Genomic DNA, 17,456 nt, shown 5'->3' on the forward strand with positions numbered 1-17,456 from the left:
ACCCATTAATCAGATCCGAGCAGCGGCGCTACCCACGCCGCCCGGGATATCTTTGATAACGGATCCGATGATGAATGCACCGCTGAAGGCGTTCGGCCCGATCAAGGCCGTGATTTTCGACATGGACGGTTTGCTGCTGGACACCGAGGGCATTTACACCGAGGTCACCTCGCTGATTGCCGAACGTTACGGACGCACGTTCGACTGGAGCATCAAGCAGAACATCATCGGTCGCGGTGCCGGCGATCTGGCGCGCTACGTGGTCGAAGCGCTGGACCTGCCGATCACCGCCGAAGAGTTTCTGGTGATTCGCGAGCCGCTGATGCGCGAGCGCTTTCCCACCGCGCAAGCGATGCCGGGTGCCGAGGAACTGATCCGCCACCTCAAGGCGCACAACATTCCGATTGCCGTCGGCACCAGTTCGTCGCGCCAGTCGTTCGGTCAGAAAACCACGTTGCACCGCGACTGGTTTGCGTTGTTCGACTTCATCGTCACCGCCGACGATCCGGAAGTCGGCGCTGCCAAGCCTGCACCGGACATTTTCCTCACCGCCGCTCGCCGCCTGGGTGTGGCACCGGAAGATTGCCTGGTGTTCGAAGACTCACCGTTCGGCGTGACAGCCGCGAAAGCAGCCGGCATGACTGCCATCGCCATTCCCGATGCCGCCATGGCCGATGAAAAATACGCACACGCCGACGGGATTCTTCGCACGTTGAAAGCCTTCACACCGAGTGCCTGCGGATTGCCGGCGCTGGATTGGGCCTGATCAAACCGCCGACATAAAAACGCCGCCCCTCCTTTAACAGAGGGGCGGCGTTTTTCGATCACTCGAAACAATCAGGCGCCGAAACCACCGTCGATGGTCAGGCTGGCACCGGTGATGTAACCGGCTTCCGGGCCTGCGAGGTAGGCGACGAAGCTGGCGATTTCCTCGGCTTTGCCGTAACGACCGACCGCCATTAAAGGGATCAGGCTGTCGGCGAACTCGCCATGAGCCGGGTTCATGTCGGTATCGACCGGGCCAGGTTGCACGTTGTTGATGGTGATGCCGCGTGGGCCGAGGTCGCGGGCCAGGCCTTTGGTCAGACCGACCAGTGCGGACTTGCTCATTGCATACACGCCACCACCGGCGAAGGGCATGCGGTCGGCGTTGGTGCTGCCGATGTTGATGATGCGCGAGCCTTCGCCCATGTGTTTGGCGGCTTCCTGGCTGGCGATGAACACGCTGCGCACGTTGATTGCCAGGGTCTGGTCGAAGTCTTCCAGTTTGAAGTCTTCCAGCGGCGCGACGGCCAGCACACCGGCGTTGTTGACCAGGATATCGAGACGGCCAAAGGTTTCGACAGTGGCGCTTACGGCGTGGCGGATGGCGCTGGCGTCTGCACTGTCGGCCTTGATCGCCAGGGCTTTGCCGCCGGTGGCGGTGATGCTGTTTTGCAGTTCTTCAGCCTTGGCGGCGGAGCTGACGTAGGTAAAGGCAACCGCGGCGCCTTCAGCGGCCAGGCGTTTGACGATGGCGGCACCGATGCCGCGAGAGCCGCCTTGAATCAGAGCGACTTTACCGCTGAGGTGTTGAGTGGTCATGTTCGATCTCCAGAAATTTCAAGGCAGGCTGCCTTGGTGTGGTGTCGAGTATCTGCCCCTCGCCACCAGGCGAGTAGACCGTGGTTGCTATAGTCTGTGTAAACCAAAAGTTTAGAGTGGCGGCCATGGAAACCTTCAGCAGTATCGAATGCTTCGTGCGCAGCGCCGAAGTCGGCAGCTTTGCCGAGGCCGCGCGACGCCTGAGCCTGACACCGGCCGCCGTGGGCAAAAGCGTGGCGAAACTGGAAGCGCGCCTCGGCGTGAGGCTGTTCCAGCGTAGCACCCGTCGGTTGACCCTGACGGAAGCGGGGCAATTGTTTCTGAGTGAGGTCAGCGCAAGCCTGACCACCATCCAGAATGCCGTGAGCAATCTGGCCAGCGCCGGCGGTCAACCGGCGGGCACGCTGAAGGTCAGCATGGGCACGGTGTTCGGCCGCTTGTACATCGTGCCGTTGCTGGGAGAGTTCCTGAAAAGGTTTCCGGCGATCAATCCGGACTGGCACTTCGATAACCGCCAGGTCGATCTGATCGGCCAGGGTTTCGATGCGGCGATTGGTGGTGGCTTCGAGCTGCCCCAGGGCGTGGTGGCGCGCAGGCTGACGCCGGCGCATCGGGTGTTGGTGGCCTCTGCAGACTATCTGGATCGGCACGCGCCGATCAGCGAACCAGACGACCTCAAGTTGCACGACGGCATCCTGATCCGCTCACCGCAAACCGGTCGCGTGCGCTCCTGGCAGTTGACCCATCGCACCCGACAACACAGCCCGCTGACCCTCAAGGCACGAATGACGATGAGTGATTCCGAAGCCGCCTGCGCCACGGCGGCGCAGGGGCTGGGGATTGCGTTGGTGAGCATGCCGTTTGCCGTCGGCTATCTGGAGGCGGGAACGTTGCAGCGGGTCCTGCCGGACTGGTACGTCGACGACGGCAACATCTCCATCTATTACGCCGAGCACAAACTGCTGCCGGGCAAGACCCGGGCGTTCGTTGATTTCATCATCGAGCAGTTTTCAACGCTGGATCTCGCGGAGCGGTTCAACGCGCAAAACGTGCTGGCCAGCCGATGATGGTTTTTGGACGCGGCGTCGCATACGTGCGCACCTTGGACGTTGACAACCCCAGGCGCACCAGGGATTCGGCGATCGTGACGGCAGCGGTGACGCCATCGATCACCGGCACGCCGGTACGCTGACGGATTTTTTCATCGAGCCCGGCCATGCCGCCGCAACCCAGGCAAATCACTTCGGCTTTGTCCTGAGTCACTGCCAGTTCGGCCTGGTGCACGATCGCCTCCAGCGCCCGCTGCGGTTCATGTTCCAGCTCCAGAACCGCAAGTCCACTGGCGCGCACTGAGGCACAACGATCCCAGAGGCCGGACAGTTTCAGCCGATCCTCAATTAACGGTACGGTGCGATCCAGCGTGGTGACCACCGAATAGGCGTGGCCGAGAAACATCGCGGTGCTGGCCGCCGCGTCGGTGATGTCCACCACCGGCACGTTGAGCAATTCCTGCAAACCTTCGCGACCGTGTTCACCGTAGCCGGCCTGGATCACTGCGTCGAACGGCTGGTCGTAGGACATCACCCGGTCCATCACGGCGATGGCGGCCAGATAGCTTTCGAAATTGCCCTCGACGGAATCAGCGCCGAAATGCGGCGTCAGGCCGACGATTTCCGTGCCCGGGGAGGCGACAGCCTGTGCCGAACGGGCGATGGCCTGGGTGATGGATTCGGTGGTGTTGACGTTGACCACGAGAATTCGCATGGGAAGTCCTTATTACGGTTGGTTCTGCGGCCCCGCGAAGGGCCGCCAAAAAAATCAGTGGCTGACGTTGTCGACGGCGATGGATTCACCGTCCACGTCGGCGTAGTGCGGCTGGCGTTTGGCGATGATCAGGTAGAGCATCCCGGCAATGCCGGCACCGATCAGCCAGGAGAAGGGCGAAACGCTGTGGAAGCCCGGTACCAGTGCGAGGACGATCGCGATCAGCGCGGCCGGAATGAACGCCGCCACCGCGCGCAGATTGACGCCACGGCTGTAGAAATACGCGCCGTTCGGGTCTTCGCTGTACAGCTGCGGCACGTGGATCCGGCCTTTGCGGATCAGCCAGTAGTCGACCATGATCACGCCGTACAACGGGCCAAGCAGGGCGCCGAGGCCGGACAGGAAATACACGATCACCAGCGGGCTGTTGTAGAGATTCCACGGCAGGATCAGCACGGCAATGGTGGCGCTGATCAGCCCGGCGCGGCGGAAGGTCAGGTATTTCGGCGCCAGGTTGCTCAGCACGAAGGCCGGGGCGACGAAGTTGGCCATGATGTTCACCGCCACGGTGACGATCAGGAACGCCAGGCAGCCGAGTACCAGAAAGAACGTGTTGGGTATCGAGGCGATGATCTCGGTCGGACTTTCGATGATCCGGCCGTTGATCTGAAATTGCGCACCGCACAGCAGGACGGTGATCCCGGCGAACACCAGAATATTCACCGGCAGGCCCCAGAAGTTTCCGATCTTGATGGTTTTGCGGCACGGCGAAGAGCGGGCGAAGTCGCAGAAGTTGAGGATCAGCGTGCCGTAAATCGCCAGCCACAAGGCGCCACCGGCAAAGATGTTGCGCCACATCTCGCCGCCGGTCAGCGGTTCGCGAATCGACCAAGCGATGGTCGCGTTGGCCTGGGTGTACATCCACGCGGCGAGGCAGGCGACGGTCAGCAGAATTACCGGCCCGGCGAACGCTTCGTAGCGGCGGACCATTTCCATGCCGTAGGCGAGGATCGCCAGCTGCACAAACCAGATCGCCACGAAACACACCCAGCCCAGGCTCGACAGGCCGAGGATCGAGTTGTGGTCGTAGTCGGCGAATCCCGGATGGATCGCCGTGAGCAACACCCGAAACACCACCGACGCCAGGTACGTCTGAATGCCGAACCAGGCGATGGCGATAACCGCCCGGATCAACGCAGGAATCTGCGCCCCGTGAATGCCGAAACTGATCCGGCTGATGACTGGAAACGGGACCCCGGTCTTCTGGCCCATGTAGCCCGACAGGTTCATGAAGAAATACACCAGCGCCGCGCCGATCCCCAGCGACAGCAGAATCTGCCAGCCGCCCAGGCCCAGGGCGTAGAGGCCGATGGCAAATGAATAGTTGGCGATGTTGTGCACATCGTTGGTCCACAGGGCAAAGATGCTGTATTTGCCCCAGCGCCGTCCTTCGACCCTGGTCGGCGCGAGGTCACTGTTGTGTAGACGCGGGCTCAGTTGCAGCGGCTCGGCGATACCGTCACGAGGCACGGTGTGGTCGAGGGTTGAGGAGGAGGGCTGATTCAGCGCGATGGTGTTGTTCGAGAGACTCGTACGCATTCCGGCAGGCTCCTGATGTTCGGGCCACGATGACTGTGCATGAGCGCTCAGGCTCGGCAGATCTTCGTCGGGACGGTGAAACATCACAGGTTAGGGGCATCTGCAGCCTGTACGGGATAGGTCGCTTCAGGCTGGCGGGTCGAAGTGTGGGTTCATGTTTTGCAGATTTGTATACAAAACATGTATGCACATAAGCCAGATCTGTGCCAGTTATCGATCTATGCAAACCCTCGCTGATTTCTAAAAGTTATTGAATGGCGCCAAGTCGCTGAAACTCAGGCGATATAAATTGACCGTTCGAACAGGTATTTATTTTTCGGGAGGGATTTTGGCGGGCGCCGGGAGGATTCGTTTCTGGAGCGTGATGTAACTTTTCAGGGCGCAGAAACTAAAAGTGCACACATAAATGGCACTGATGGTGACATTCGTGTGTACACATTTTTTAAGGTGAGTAGAGAACACTGTGGGAGCTGATTTGTTCCCACAGTCGCATCATCGGGGCTGGGAATTTACGCCTTGCTGATGATATTCCCCGCATGCAGCCCGCATTCTTTCTGGGTCGCTTCTTCCCACCACCAGCGACCTTCGCGTTCGTGCTGGTTCGGCAGGACAGGGCGGGTGCACGGTTCGCAGCCGATGCTGATGAAGCCGCGCTCATGCAGGCTGTTGTACGGCAGCTCCAGCATGCGGATGTAGCCCCAGATTTCCTCGCTGGTCATCTGCGCCAGCGGGTTGAACTTGTACAGGGTGCGCTCCGGGGTGGAGAACGCTGTATCGATTTCCATCACCGCCACGGCGCTGCGGGTGCCAGGGCTTTGATCGCGGCGCTGGCCGGTGGCCCAGGCTTTGACACCTGACAGCTTGCGGCGCAGCGGCTCGATCTTGCGGATGCCGCAGCATTCGCCATGGCCGTCCTTGTAGAAGCTGAACAGGCCTTTTTCCTTCACGAACGGTTCAAGTTTGGTGTAGTCCGGCGAGACCAGTTCGATATCAATCTTGTAGTGCTCGCGCACCTGATCGATGAATCGGTAGGTTTCCGGATGCAGGCGACCGGTGTCGAGACTGAACACCTTGACGTTCTTGTTCAGCTTCCAGGCCATGTCCACCAGCACCACATCCTCGGCGCCGCTGAAAGATATCCACAGGTCGTCGCCGAACTCGGCGAACGCGAGCTTGAGGATGTCCTGCGCGGATTTGTTGGCATAGGTCGTGGCGAGTTCCACGACGTCGAACGTTGGGCTCATCAGGGCGGCTTCCTACAGGTCGGTGGCGCTGGGCGCTCTATATGGCGGCGATGGTAACAAAAAGCAACGCCCGTCGGGGCGGCCTCTGCGTTGCGCGCTCCAGGTCGAGCGGCTAGAGTTCGGGCTCGCTCGACTCAATAAACATTACAAACGGGAGTGTCTTGTGGAAATCGCCTGTCTTGATCTTGAAGGGGTGCTGGTACCGGAAATCTGGATCGCCTTCGCCGAAAAAACCGGAATCGAATCGCTCAAGGCCACCACCCGAGACATTCCCGACTACGACGTGCTGATGAAGCAGCGCCTGCGCATCCTCGACGAGCATGGCCTGAAGCTTTCGGACATCCAGGAAGTGATCGCGACCCTCAAGCCGCTCGACGGCGCGGTGGAGTTCGTCAACTGGCTGCGCGAGCGGTTTCAGGTGGTGATTCTGTCGGACACCTTCTACGAGTTTTCCCAGCCGCTGATGCGTCAGCTGGGTTTTCCGACCTTGCTCTGTCACCGCCTGATCACTGACGAAAGCGGGCGGGTCACGGGCTATCAGTTGCGTCAGAAAGATCCGAAGCGTCAGTCGGTCCTGGCTTTCAAGAGCCTGTATTACCGGGTGATTGCGGCGGGGGATTCCTACAACGACACCAGCATGCTGGGCGAGGCGGATGCGGGGATTCTGTTCCATGCGCCGGATAACGTGATCCGCGAGTTCCCGCAGTTTCCGGCGGTGCATAGCTTTGCCGAGTTGAAACAGGAATTCCTCAAAGCTTCGAATCGCGATTTGAGCCTTTAAGTCATTCTGTGACGAGGGCGCAAATGCCCTCGCCACACACGTCAGAGGTTCTGCAAGGTTTCGAGCAGAACCCTGACCTTGGTAATCGACTCCTGATACTCCGCTTCCCAGTCCGAGTCGGCGACGATCCCGCCGCCGCCCCAGCAGCACACTTGTCCATCCTTCACCAGCAGACTGCGAATGGCGATGGAGCTGTCCATCTCGCCGCGAACATCCAGATACAGCAACGAACCGCAATACAAACCACGGCGGGTCGGTTCCAGTTCGTCGATGATCTGCATCGCGCGGATCTTCGGTGCGCCGGTGATCGAGCCGCCGGGGAAGCTGCCGGCGATCAGGTCCAGGGCGTCGCGATCTTCCGCCAGTTCACCGGTCACGCTGCTGACCAGATGATGCACGTTCGGATAGCTTTCCAGGCTGAACAACTCCGGCACTCGCACCGAGCCGATGCGGCAAGTGCGGCCGAGATCGTTGCGCAGCAGGTCGACGATCATCAGGTTTTCCGCGCGATCCTTGGGACTGGCCAGCAGCTCGGCGGCGTTGGCTGCGTCTTCGGCCGGGGTCGCGCCACGGGGGCGAGTGCCTTTGATCGGACGGGTTTCCACCTGGCGCTGGCTGACTTTGACGAAGCGCTCGGGGGAGAGGCTCAGCACTGCATTGCCGTCAGGAAGGCTCTGGAATCCGGAAAACGGCGTCGGGCAGGCCTCACGCAATTTGCAGTAGGCCAGCCATGGGTCGCCTTCGCAGGGTGCGCGGAAACGCTGGGCGAAGTTGACCTGATAGCAGTCGCCGGCCTGGATGTATTGATGAATGCGTTCGAGCGCCTGACGGTATTCGTCGGCCGAAAGATCAGCCGCCATCGGGCTGTTCAGCTTGAACGGGGCCGGTTCGGTGTTCACTGGTTGGCTGAACACAGTGATCAGCCGTTGTTTTTCGCTGGCGCTGACCGAGGGGTGAAACACCAGTTGGCTGGTGGCCGATTGGTGATCGCTGATCAGTGCCCAGTCGTACAGACCAAAACGCGCATCGGGCAATTGCAGGTCATCCCGGGCCTGGCTCGGCAGGTTTTCCAGATGCCGACCGAAGTCGTAGCTCAGGTAGCCGATCAGGCCGCCGGCGAAGGGCAATTCGTACCCGTCGGGCAATTGTGCTTCGCCCAGCCGGGTCAGATTGTCCCGCAGACGTTGCAGGAAATCGTCGCCGCGCTCGTCCGGCAATACCGCCAGCTGTTCCAGCGGCCAGGCACTGAGCAGGTCATAACGGCCACGGTCGGCACTCGGCCGGCCGCTGTCGAGCAGCACGGCGCCGGGCGCATGGCGGACGGCCGCAAAATAGTCGGCGGGGTTGGCGCGGTAGGGCAGCGGGTGTACGGAACAGGTCAACATGGGCGGGGCAGATCGGCCATCGAGGCGGGGTGGGGATTGTAGTCCCCTCCGGGAATTGCTCCTAGAGGGGATGTCGGGGATTGGCAGATTGGTGGCAGGTAGTGCGACTTAGCCCTCGACCGCCGGAATATGCCCAAACAACGCCTGAGCAAACGCCACCCGCTCTTCAGCCGACTCTGTCACGCCACGTGTCTTGAGATCCTCCAGATGCGCTTCCACCGCATGGGTACGTGCAGTCAGGCCGCAGTCATTGGCAATCTGGATATTCAGCCCCGGTCGCGCATTGAGTTCGAGAATCAGCGGGCCCTTTTCCTGATCCAGCACCATGTCCACGCCGATGTAACCCAGGCCACACAGTTCATAGCAACCGGCGGCAAGCTTCATGAAACCGTCCCAGTAGGGCAGTTGCACGCCGTCCACCGCGTTGGTGGTGTCCGGGTGTTTGGCGATGATGTTGTTCAGCCAGGTGCCACGCAATGTCAGGCCAGTGGCCAGATCGACACCGACGCCGATGGCGCCCTGGTGCAGGTTGGCCTTGCCACCGGACTGACGGGTCGGCAGGCGCAGCATGGCCATCACCGGGTAGCCCATCAGCACGATGATGCGGATGTCCGGCACGCCTTCGTAGCTGATGCTCTTGAAGATCTGGTCCGGGGTCACCCGATATTCGATCAGTGCCCGGTCGCGGTGACCACCGAGTGAATACAGGCCGGTCAGGATGCTGGAGATATGGTGCTCCAGCTCCTCGTGGGTGAGGATCTTGCCCGATACGGTGCGATAGCGACCTTCGAAACGGTCGGCGATGACGATGATGCCGTCACCACCGGCGCCCTGGGCCGGCTTGATCACGAAGTCGTTGCGCCCGCCGATGATCTCGTCGAGGTTGTCGATTTCCTTCTCTGTGGAAATCACGCCGTACAGTTCCGGCACATGAATACCGGCCTTGATCGCGCGTTCCTTGGTGATGATCTTGTCATCGACGATCGGGTACAGGCTGCGCTTGTTGTACTTGAGCACGTAGTCCGCGTTACGCCGATTGATGCCCATGATGCCCCGGGCTTCCAGGGCCTTCCAGGTCTTCCAGAAACCGAACATCAGGCGTCAGCCTTCTTCAGGAAGGCCTTGAAGCGCACCAGTTCGGTCAGGCGATAACCGCGATAGCGACCCATGGCCAGCATGAAGCCCACCAGGATCAGCAGGATCGCCGGGAAGGTGAACACGAAGTACACCAGCTCCGGAACGGTCATGATCAGGTGGGCCAGGGACGCTGCGAACAGCGTGCCGATCGCCACTTTCAGAGCGTGGCTGGCGCCGCGTTCTTCCCAGGTGATCGACAGGCGTTCGATGGTCATGGTCAGAATCACCATCGGGAACAGCGCCACCGACAGGCCGCGTTCCAGACCGAGCTTGTGGCTGAACAGGCTGATCGCCGCGATCAGCACCACCACGAAGGTCAACACCACCGACAGGCGGGGCAGCATTTGCAGTTTCAAGTGTTCCAGGTACGAACGCAGTGACAGCCCAAGCGCCGTGATCACGGTAAACAGCAGTATGCCGAAGCCCAGCTGCGTCTCGCGGAAGGCCAGGGCGATCAGCACCGGAGTGAACGTGCCAAGGGTCTGCAGGCCGACCAGGTTGCGCAGAATCAGGATCACCAGCACGCCGATCGGGATCATCACCATGATCATGAACGTCTGCTGGGTTTGCAGCGGCAGGCCGTACAGCGAGTATTCGAGGAAGTTGGCGTCGGTGTTTTCGTCGGTCAGCTTGGCCAGACGAATCGCGTTCATCTCGCTGTTGTTCAGGCTGAAGGTCACGTTGGCCTTCTTCGCGCCGTCGACGGTGATCAGGTTTTCGTCGCCGGTCCACCATAGCAGGCGGTCGGTCGGCAGACCTTGTTCGCCGGTTTCCGGATTGAAGTACAGCCAGTCGTTGCCGTTGAAGCTGCGCAGCCACAGTTCAGGGGTTTGTGGCTGATCGGCGACGAGGCGAATGGTGTGGACTTTCTCGACAGGAACGTGGGCGATGGACAGCAGCAGCTCAACGATTTTTGCCTTGTGGGCCGTCGATGGGTCGCCAGCCAGCAGCAGTTTCACGTTGTCGTCGTTGGTATTGTTGACACGTTTGATCGCTTCGCCAATGAAGGTCTCGACGTCGGCCGAGTGCTGGCGGATCGGCGCGAGCAGGGCTTCGGCGGCAATTTTTTCCGGGCCTTCGATGGCCATGCTGTCGCGGAAGGTCGGGCCTTTGACCTTGGTTTTCTCGGCGGTGTAGCGCTTGGTCAGTACCAGGCGGTAATACAGGGTCTGGTTGCCCTTGGCCCGGCGTGCCGACCAGGTGACCTTGCGGTTGCCGTCGACACGGTTGACCGCCACGCCGTAATTGTTGGAGATGAAGCTTTCATTGAGGCTGACGTAATCGCGGCTCAGGGGCGGCACGAACATCTGGATCTTGACCGGATCCTTGGTGCTGGCGACGAACTCGACCTTGGCGTCGATGTTCCACAAGTCGTCGGTGGCGTCTTCGGTCACCGGGATGCCAAGCACGAAAATCTGATAGGCCGTAACCGAAACGCCCAAAAGCACCAGGATGGTGATCAGGATTTTCAGGTGGAAGGTTAGAGAACGCATGGAAATTACTCGGCGGTATGAGCGGCGATGGCGCAGGCGGGTTTGCCGGCAGCGTATTTAAGACTGGGATCGACCAGCGCATCGAAGCGTTTCAGCGCCTCGGAGCCGATCAAAAGCGGGTATTGGAACGCACTGCGGTCGGTCAGGTTCACTTCGATGCTGCGCATTGCTGAACCCATACAGATATCCAGCTCGATCACCGGGCGCGCGGTGTACTTCTTGCCTTCTTCCGGATCGTAGTCGCCGGCGCGGCGCTTGATCTTACTGACCCGGGCCAGCGGCCGTTCGATCGGGTGCGAATGCGCGGCGTCGATGGCCAGGTAGAAACGCACCCAGGACTCGCCGTTGCGCTTGAAGCGTTTGATGTCGCGGGCACTCAGGGAAGCGGTTTTCGCCCCGGTGTCGAGTTTCGCCGCCACTTCCAGGTTGATCCCGTCGAGGGCAGCGTATTCGTTGAGGCCGTACACAGTCTTTTCCCCCGCCACAGCCAGGCTGGGCAGGCAAAACAGATAGAAAAAGGTGGGGAAGGGCTTGAGTCTCATAAATCCTGGTGAGCAGCGGTCCGTTCTCGGTTCAGGGCCACGGCATCAGGAGATCCTGTCTGCGCGCGCCTTCGTGTGCCTATCAGCTTTTTATGACAAGCCGTGCAAGTGACTGGCAAATGCGGGCGGCATTCTAGCACGGTGGTTTTATGGCGCCAGCGCCCGAGCGGGTCTATAACCCTTGGGGTTGATCCTGAGGGTTATTAGACGATTGTCGACAATATCCATTTATCCTTTGACTGGGATGGGCTGATTCGCTAGTTTTTGCCGCATTGGATTTAAAGGTGTCGACAATATGCTGGATCAACTCGATCCCCCCGTTATCAGCGGCGACGATTCGGAAACCCTGTCCGAAAACGTCTTCCGGCGTATCCAGGCCGCCATCGTCAAAGGCGAGATCGCTCCGGGCAGCAAGATCTCCGAGCCGGAGCTGGCGCGCACCTACGGCATCAGCCGCGGGCCGCTGCGCGAGGCGATTCATCGTCTGGAAGGCCAGCGCCTGTTGGTGCGCGTGCCGCACGTCGGTGCACGGGTAGTGTCGTTGAGCCACGCCGAACTGCTCGAACTTTACGAAATCCGCGAATCCCTCGAAGGCATGGCCTGCCGTCTGGCGGCCGAACGCATGAGTGTCGAAGAAATCGACGAACTGCGCCGGGTGCTGGAAACCCATGAGCGCGATGCGGCATTTCAGGCCGGCGTCGGCTACTACCAGCAGGAAGGCGATTTCGACTTTCACTACCGGATCATCCAGGGCAGCGGCAACCGCACCCTGACCCAGATGCTCTGCGGCGAGCTGTATCAACTGGTGCGCATGTACCGCATCCAGTTTTCCACCACGCCCAACCGCCCGCGCCAGGCCTTTGCCGAACACCACCGGATTCTCGATGCCATCGCCGACCGTGACGGCGAGCTCGCGGAATTGTTGATGCGCCGTCACATCGGCGCCTCGAAACGCAACATCGCCCGTCACTACCAGGACGGCGCCGACAATAAGACAGCCACTGAACGAGGTGAGTCATGAGTTCCAACAAGAGCACTCCAGGCCAGCGTTTCCGCGATGCGGTCGCCAGCGAACATCCGCTGCAAGTGGTCGGGGCGATCAACGCCAACCACGCGTTGCTGGCCAAGCGCGCCGGTTTCAAGGCGATCTACCTGTCAGGTGGCGGGGTGGCTGCCGGCTCCCTCGGCGTGCCGGACCTGGGCATCACCGGCCTGGATGACGTGCTGACCGACGTGCGCCGCATCACCGACGTCTGCGACCTGCCGCTGTTGGTGGATGTGGACACCGGTTTCGGCGCCTCGGCGTTCAACGTGGCCCGCACCGTCAAATCGATGATCAAGTTCGGCGCGGCAGCGATTCACATCGAAGACCAGGTTGGCGCCAAGCGCTGCGGCCACCGTCCGAACAAAGAGATCGTGACCCAGCAGGAAATGGTCGACCGTATCAAAGCCGCCGTCGATGCCCGTACCGACGACAGTTTCGTGATCATGGCGCGCACCGACGCGCTGGCCGTTGAAGGCCTGGAATCGGCACTGGATCGCGCCGCCGCATGCATCGAGGCCGGCGCCGACATGATTTTCCCGGAAGCCATCACTGAACTTGAGATGTACAAGCTGTTCGCCAGCCGCGTGAAAGCGCCGATCCTGGCCAACATCACCGAGTTCGGCTCGACGCCGCTGTACACCACCGAGCAACTGGCTGGCGCGGATGTGTCGCTGGTGCTGTACCCGCTGTCGGCGTTCCGCGCGATGAACAAGGCTGCAGAAAACGTCTACACCGCGATCCGCCGCGACGGCACTCAGCAGAATGTCATCGACACCATGCAGACTCGCATGGAGCTCTACGATCGCATCGATTACCACACCTTCGAGCAGAAGCTCGACGCGTTGTTTGCGGCGAAGAAGTAAGCCGCAACCGTACTCCCTAACAAATTCAAGATTGGAGACAACAATGGCCGAAGCAAAAGTACTCAGTGGCGCCGGGCTCCGGGGCCAGGTCGCCGGGCAAACCGCACTGTCGACCGTGGGCCAGGCCGGTGCCGGGCTGACCTATCGCGGCTACGACGTGCGCGAACTGGCGGCAGACGCACAATTTGAAGAAGTGGCCTACCTGCTGCTCTACGGAGAGCTGCCGACCCAGGCACAGCTCGCCGACTATCAAGCAAAACTGAGCAAGCTGCGCGACCTGCCGCAAGCGCTGAAAGAAGTGCTGGAACGCATCCCCGCCGACGCCCACCCGATGGACGTGATGCGCACCGGTTGCTCGTTCCTGGGCAACATCGAGCCGGAGAAGGACTTCTCCGAGCAACGCGACAAGACCGACCGCCTGCTGGCCGCGTTCCCGGCGATCATGTGCTACTGGTATCGCTTCAGCCACGACGGCAAACGCATCAATTGCGTGACGGACGAGCAGTCCATCGGCGGCCACTTCCTGCACCTGCTGCACGACAAGAAGCCAAGCGAACTGCATGTCAAAGTCATGAACGTGTCGCTGATCCTCTACGCCGAACACGAATTCAATGCTTCGACCTTCACCGCTCGGGTGTGCGCTTCGACCCTGTCCGATCTGTATTCCTGCGTCACGGCGGCCATCGGCTCGCTGCGCGGCCCGCTGCACGGCGGCGCCAACGAAGCGGCGATGGAAATGATCGAGCGCTTCTCGTCGCCGGAAGAGGCGATCAAGGGCACCCTCGGCATGCTCGAGCGCAAGGACAAGATCATGGGCTTCGGCCACGCGATCTATAAGGACAGCGATCCGCGCAACGAGGTGATCAAGGGCTGGTCGAAAAAACTCGCCGACGAAGTGGGCGACAAGGTCTTGTTCGCGGTCTCGGAAGCCATCGACAAAACCATGTGGGAGCAAAAGAAACTGTTCCCCAACGCCGACTTCTACCATGCCTCGGCGTACCACTTCATGGGCATCCCGACCAAGCTGTTCACCCCGATCTTCGTCTGCTCGCGCCTGACCGGCTGGGCGGCGCACGTGTTCGAACAGCGCGCCAACAACCGCATCATCCGTCCAAGCGCCGAGTACACCGGCGTCGAACAGCGCAAGTTCGTGCCCATCGAACGTCGCTGAATGGTGGCGCTGCCGCGTTGTTGACTGGATAAACCGGGAACCAATGTGGGAGCGGGCTTGCTCGCGAATGCGGCGTGTCAGTCAATGATATGTCGACTGACACGCCGCATTCGCGAGCAAGCCCGCTCCCACAGTTGACCGAGTTGATTTCAATACCGAGGTAGCGCTCACCTCTTGTTATCACCGTGATCGAGTCCTGACCGATGAACACAGAATTTCGCAAGAACCTGCCCGGCACGCCGCTGGATTATTTCGACGTCCGCGCGGCGGTCGATGCGATCCAGCCCGGCAGCTACGACACCCTGCCGTACACCTCTCGCGTGCTGGCGGAAAACCTCGTGCGTCGCTGCGACCCGGCGACGCTCACCGATTCCCTGAAACAACTGATCGAGCGCAAACGCGACCTCGACTTCCCGTGGTTCCCGGCCCGCGTGGTGTGCCACGACATTCTCGGCCAGACCGCGCTGGTGGATCTGGCCGGCCTGCGTGACGCGATTGCCCGGCAGGGCGGCGACCCGGCGCAGGTCAACCCGGTAGTGCCGACCCAACTGATCGTCGACCACTCGCTGGCGGTCGAGGCGGGCGGTTTTGACAAGCAGGCGTTCGAGAAGAACCGCGCCATCGAAGACCGTCGCAACGAAGACCGTTTCCACTTCATCAACTGGACCAAGAAGGCGTTCAAGAACGTCGACGTGATTCCGCCGGGCAACGGCATCATGCACCAGATCAACCTGGAGAAAATGTCTCCGGTGATCCAGGTGCGCGACGGCGTGGCGTTCCCGGATACCTGCGTCGGCACCGACAGCCACACCCCGCACGTCGATGCGCTGGGCGTGATCGCCATTGGTGTCGGTGGGCTTGAAGCCGAGAGCGTGATGCTCGGCCGCGCGTCGTGGATGCGTCTGCCGGAAAGCGTCGGCGTCGAACTGACCGGCAAGCTGCAACCGGGCATCACCGCCACCGACATGGTGCTGGCGCTGACCGAGTACCTGCGCAAACAGAAAGTGGTCGGTGCGTGGCTGGAGTTCTTCGGCGAAGGCGCCTCCGCGCTGACCCTCGGCGACCGCGCGACCATCTCCAACATGGCCCCGGAATACGGCGCCACGGCGGCGATGTTCTACATCGACCAGCAGACCATCGATTACCTGAAACTCACCGGTCGCGAAGACCAGCAAGTTCAGCTCGTCGAGCAATACGCCAAACAGATCGGTCTGTGGGCCGACAGCCTGAAAGGCGCGCAATACGAGCGCGGCCTGACCTTCGATCTGTCCTCGGTGGTGCGCAACATGGCCGGCCCGAGCAACCCGCACGCCCGCGTGGCGGTGTCGGATCTGGCGGCCAAAGGCATCGCCGGCCAGTGGGAAGACGTCCCGGGGCAAATGCCTGACGGCGCGGTGATCATCGCCGCCATCACCAGTTGCACCAACACCAGCAACCCGCGCAACGTGATCGCCGCCGGCCTGCTGGCGCGCAACGCCAACAAGCTCGGGCTGACGCGTAAGCCTTGGGTCAAGTCGTCGCTGGCGCCGGGCTCGAAAACCGTGGCGCTGTACCTCGATGAAGCAGGGTTGACCACGGAGCTGGAACAGCTCGGTTTCGGCGTCGTCGCCTTCGCCTGCACCACTTGCAACGGCATGTCCGGCGCGCTGGATCCGGTGATTCAGCAAGAAATCATCGACCGCGACCTGTACGCCACCGCTGTGCTGTCCGGCAACCGCAACTTCGACGGTCGGATTCACCCGTACGCCAAGCAGGCATTCCTCGCTTCGCCGCCGCTGGTGGTGGCCTACGCGATTGCCGGCACCATTCGTTTCGACATCGAAAAAGATGTGCTGGGCGTGGTCGACGGCAAGGAAATTCGCCTGAAAGACATCTGGCCGAGCGACGAAGAAATCGACGCCGTAGTGAAATCCTCGGTCAAGCCCGAGCAGTTCCGTCAGGTCTACATCCCGATGTTCGCCATTCATGAAGACACCGGCCCGAAAGTCGCGCCGCTGTACGACTGGCGCGAGATGAGCACCTACATCCGCCGTCCGCCGTACTGGGAAGGCGCGCTGGCCGGGGCGCGTCCGCTCAAGGGCATGCGCCCGCTGGCGGTGCTGCCGGACAACATCACCACCGATCACCTGTCGCCGTCGAACGCGATCATGCTCGACAGCGCCGCCGGCGAATACCTGGCGAAAATGGGCCTGCCGGAAGAGGACTTCAACTCTTACGCGACCCATCGAGGCGACCACCTGACGGCGCAGCGCGCGACCTTCGCCAACCCGAAACTGTTCAACGAAATGGTCGTGGAAAACGGCAAGGTCAAGCAGGGCTCGCTGGCCCGTGTCGAGCCGGAAGGCAAAGTGATGCGCATGTGGGAAGCCATCGAAACCTACATGGAACGCAAGCAGCCGCTGATCATCATCGCCGGCGCCGACTACGGCCAGGGCTCGTCCCGGGACTGGGCGGCCAAAGGCGTGCGTCTGGCGGGTGTGGAAGCGATCGCCGCCGAAGGTTTCGAACGCATTCACCGCACCAACCTGGTGGGCATGGGCGTGTTGCCGCTCGAATTCAAACCGGGCACCGACCGCAAGACATTGGGCATCGACGGCAGCGAAACCTACGACGTGATCGGCGAGCGCACCCCGCGCGCCGACCTGACGCTGGTGATCCATCGCAAGAACGGCGAACGCGTCGAGGTGCCGGTGACCTGCCGCCTCGACACTGCCGAAGAAGTGTCGATCTACGAGGCCGGTGGCGTGTTGCAACGCTTCGCCCAGGACTTCCTCGAAGAGTCGGCGGTTGCCGTTTAAATCACGTAGTGCGAACGCGGGTCGGTTGACCCGCGTTTGCTGATAAGGAG

15 protein-coding genes are annotated in these 17,456 nt (G+C 61.2%); 7 read left to right on the forward strand and 8 right to left on the reverse strand.

Going from position 1 to position 17,456, the window contains the following annotated elements:
- The first annotated feature begins 70 nt into the window (after positions 1–70).
- A complete protein-coding gene (locus tag NE357_RS08965; protein ID WP_007960113.1) occupies positions 71–766 on the forward strand; it encodes an HAD-IA family hydrolase in 696 nt (231 codons plus the stop codon).
- Positions 767–837: 71 nt separating this feature from the next.
- Here the strand turns inward: NE357_RS08965 and NE357_RS08970 are convergent, their stop codons facing one another.
- Positions 838–1,584, reverse strand: coding sequence for a 3-oxoacyl-ACP reductase family protein (locus tag NE357_RS08970; protein ID WP_169429545.1), 747 nt, complete (start codon positions 1,582–1,584; stop codon positions 838–840).
- 125 nt (positions 1,585–1,709) lie between these two features.
- Here NE357_RS08970 and NE357_RS08975 point away from each other — a divergent pair, with 125 nt between their 5' ends.
- A complete protein-coding gene (locus NE357_RS08975) occupies positions 1,710–2,651 on the forward strand; it encodes a LysR family transcriptional regulator (protein ID WP_169429546.1) in 942 nt (313 codons plus the stop codon).
- On the opposite strand, the gene NE357_RS08980 is transcribed toward NE357_RS08975, so the two are convergent.
- From NE357_RS08980 to NE357_RS08990, 3 genes are all read right to left on the reverse strand, one after another.
- Positions 2,620–3,348 (reverse strand): aspartate/glutamate racemase family protein, encoded by a 729-nt coding sequence (locus NE357_RS08980; RefSeq protein ID WP_007960127.1) that lies wholly within the window; start codon positions 3,346–3,348, stop codon positions 2,620–2,622. The two genes, NE357_RS08975 and NE357_RS08980, sit on opposite strands and share 32 nt — an antisense overlap.
- A 54-nt stretch (positions 3,349–3,402) precedes the next feature.
- Positions 3,403–4,947: an NCS1 family nucleobase:cation symporter-1 gene (locus NE357_RS08985; protein WP_169429547.1), complete on the reverse strand. Its 1,545-nt coding sequence runs from the start codon at positions 4,945–4,947 to the stop codon at positions 3,403–3,405.
- Between the two features lie 509 nt (positions 4,948–5,456).
- Positions 5,457–6,191: a phosphoadenylyl-sulfate reductase gene (locus NE357_RS08990; protein WP_007960132.1), complete on the reverse strand. Its 735-nt coding sequence runs from the start codon at positions 6,189–6,191 to the stop codon at positions 5,457–5,459.
- Between the two features lie 163 nt (positions 6,192–6,354).
- Here NE357_RS08990 and thrH point away from each other — a divergent pair, with 163 nt between their 5' ends.
- Complete coding sequence (gene thrH / locus NE357_RS08995) at positions 6,355–6,972, forward strand: bifunctional phosphoserine phosphatase/homoserine phosphotransferase ThrH (RefSeq protein ID WP_119428417.1); 618 nt, start codon at positions 6,355–6,357, stop codon at positions 6,970–6,972.
- Between the two features lie 41 nt (positions 6,973–7,013).
- Here the strand turns inward: thrH and pabB are convergent, their stop codons facing one another.
- The 4 genes from pabB to rloA all read right to left on the reverse strand — a co-directional run bounded on the left by pabB (position 7,014) and on the right by rloA (position 11,529).
- Entirely contained in the window at positions 7,014–8,357 is a 1,344-nt protein-coding gene (gene pabB / locus NE357_RS09000) for an aminodeoxychorismate synthase component I (protein ID WP_169429548.1), read from the reverse strand.
- 108 nt (positions 8,358–8,465) lie between these two features.
- Positions 8,466–9,452, reverse strand: coding sequence for an alpha-L-glutamate ligase-like protein (locus tag NE357_RS09005; RefSeq protein ID WP_169429549.1), 987 nt, complete (start codon positions 9,450–9,452; stop codon positions 8,466–8,468).
- Positions 9,452–10,987, reverse strand: a complete 1,536-nt coding sequence (rloB, locus tag NE357_RS09010; protein ID WP_085711890.1) for an osmotic stress tolerance membrane protein RloB — start codon at positions 10,985–10,987, stop codon at positions 9,452–9,454. Before rloB ends, NE357_RS09005 begins: the two co-directional genes overlap by 1 nt.
- Positions 10,988–10,992: 5 nt before the next feature.
- Positions 10,993–11,529, reverse strand: a complete 537-nt coding sequence (gene rloA, locus NE357_RS09015) for a retropepsin-like aspartic peptidase RloA (protein ID WP_169429550.1) — start codon at positions 11,527–11,529, stop codon at positions 10,993–10,995.
- A 298-nt stretch (positions 11,530–11,827) separates the two neighbouring features.
- Here rloA and NE357_RS09020 point away from each other — a divergent pair, with 298 nt between their 5' ends.
- The 4 genes from NE357_RS09020 (at position 11,828) to acnD (ending at position 17,406) form a co-directional block, all read left to right on the forward strand.
- Complete coding sequence (locus tag NE357_RS09020) at positions 11,828–12,550, forward strand: GntR family transcriptional regulator (RefSeq protein WP_169432611.1); 723 nt, start codon at positions 11,828–11,830, stop codon at positions 12,548–12,550.
- Positions 12,547–13,437, forward strand: coding sequence for a methylisocitrate lyase (prpB, locus tag NE357_RS09025; RefSeq protein ID WP_007951973.1), 891 nt, complete (start codon positions 12,547–12,549; stop codon positions 13,435–13,437). Before NE357_RS09020 ends, prpB begins: the two co-directional genes overlap by 4 nt.
- Positions 13,438–13,480: 43 nt before the next feature.
- Positions 13,481–14,608 (forward strand): bifunctional 2-methylcitrate synthase/citrate synthase, encoded by a 1,128-nt coding sequence (gene prpC / locus NE357_RS09030; RefSeq protein ID WP_169429551.1) that lies wholly within the window; start codon positions 13,481–13,483, stop codon positions 14,606–14,608.
- A 203-nt stretch (positions 14,609–14,811) separates the two neighbouring features.
- Positions 14,812–17,406, forward strand: coding sequence for a Fe/S-dependent 2-methylisocitrate dehydratase AcnD (acnD, locus tag NE357_RS09035; RefSeq protein WP_169429552.1), 2,595 nt, complete (start codon positions 14,812–14,814; stop codon positions 17,404–17,406).
- The last annotated feature ends 50 nt before the right edge of the window (positions 17,407–17,456 follow it).

Source organism: Pseudomonas sp. G7(2022) (genome assembly GCF_052660475.1).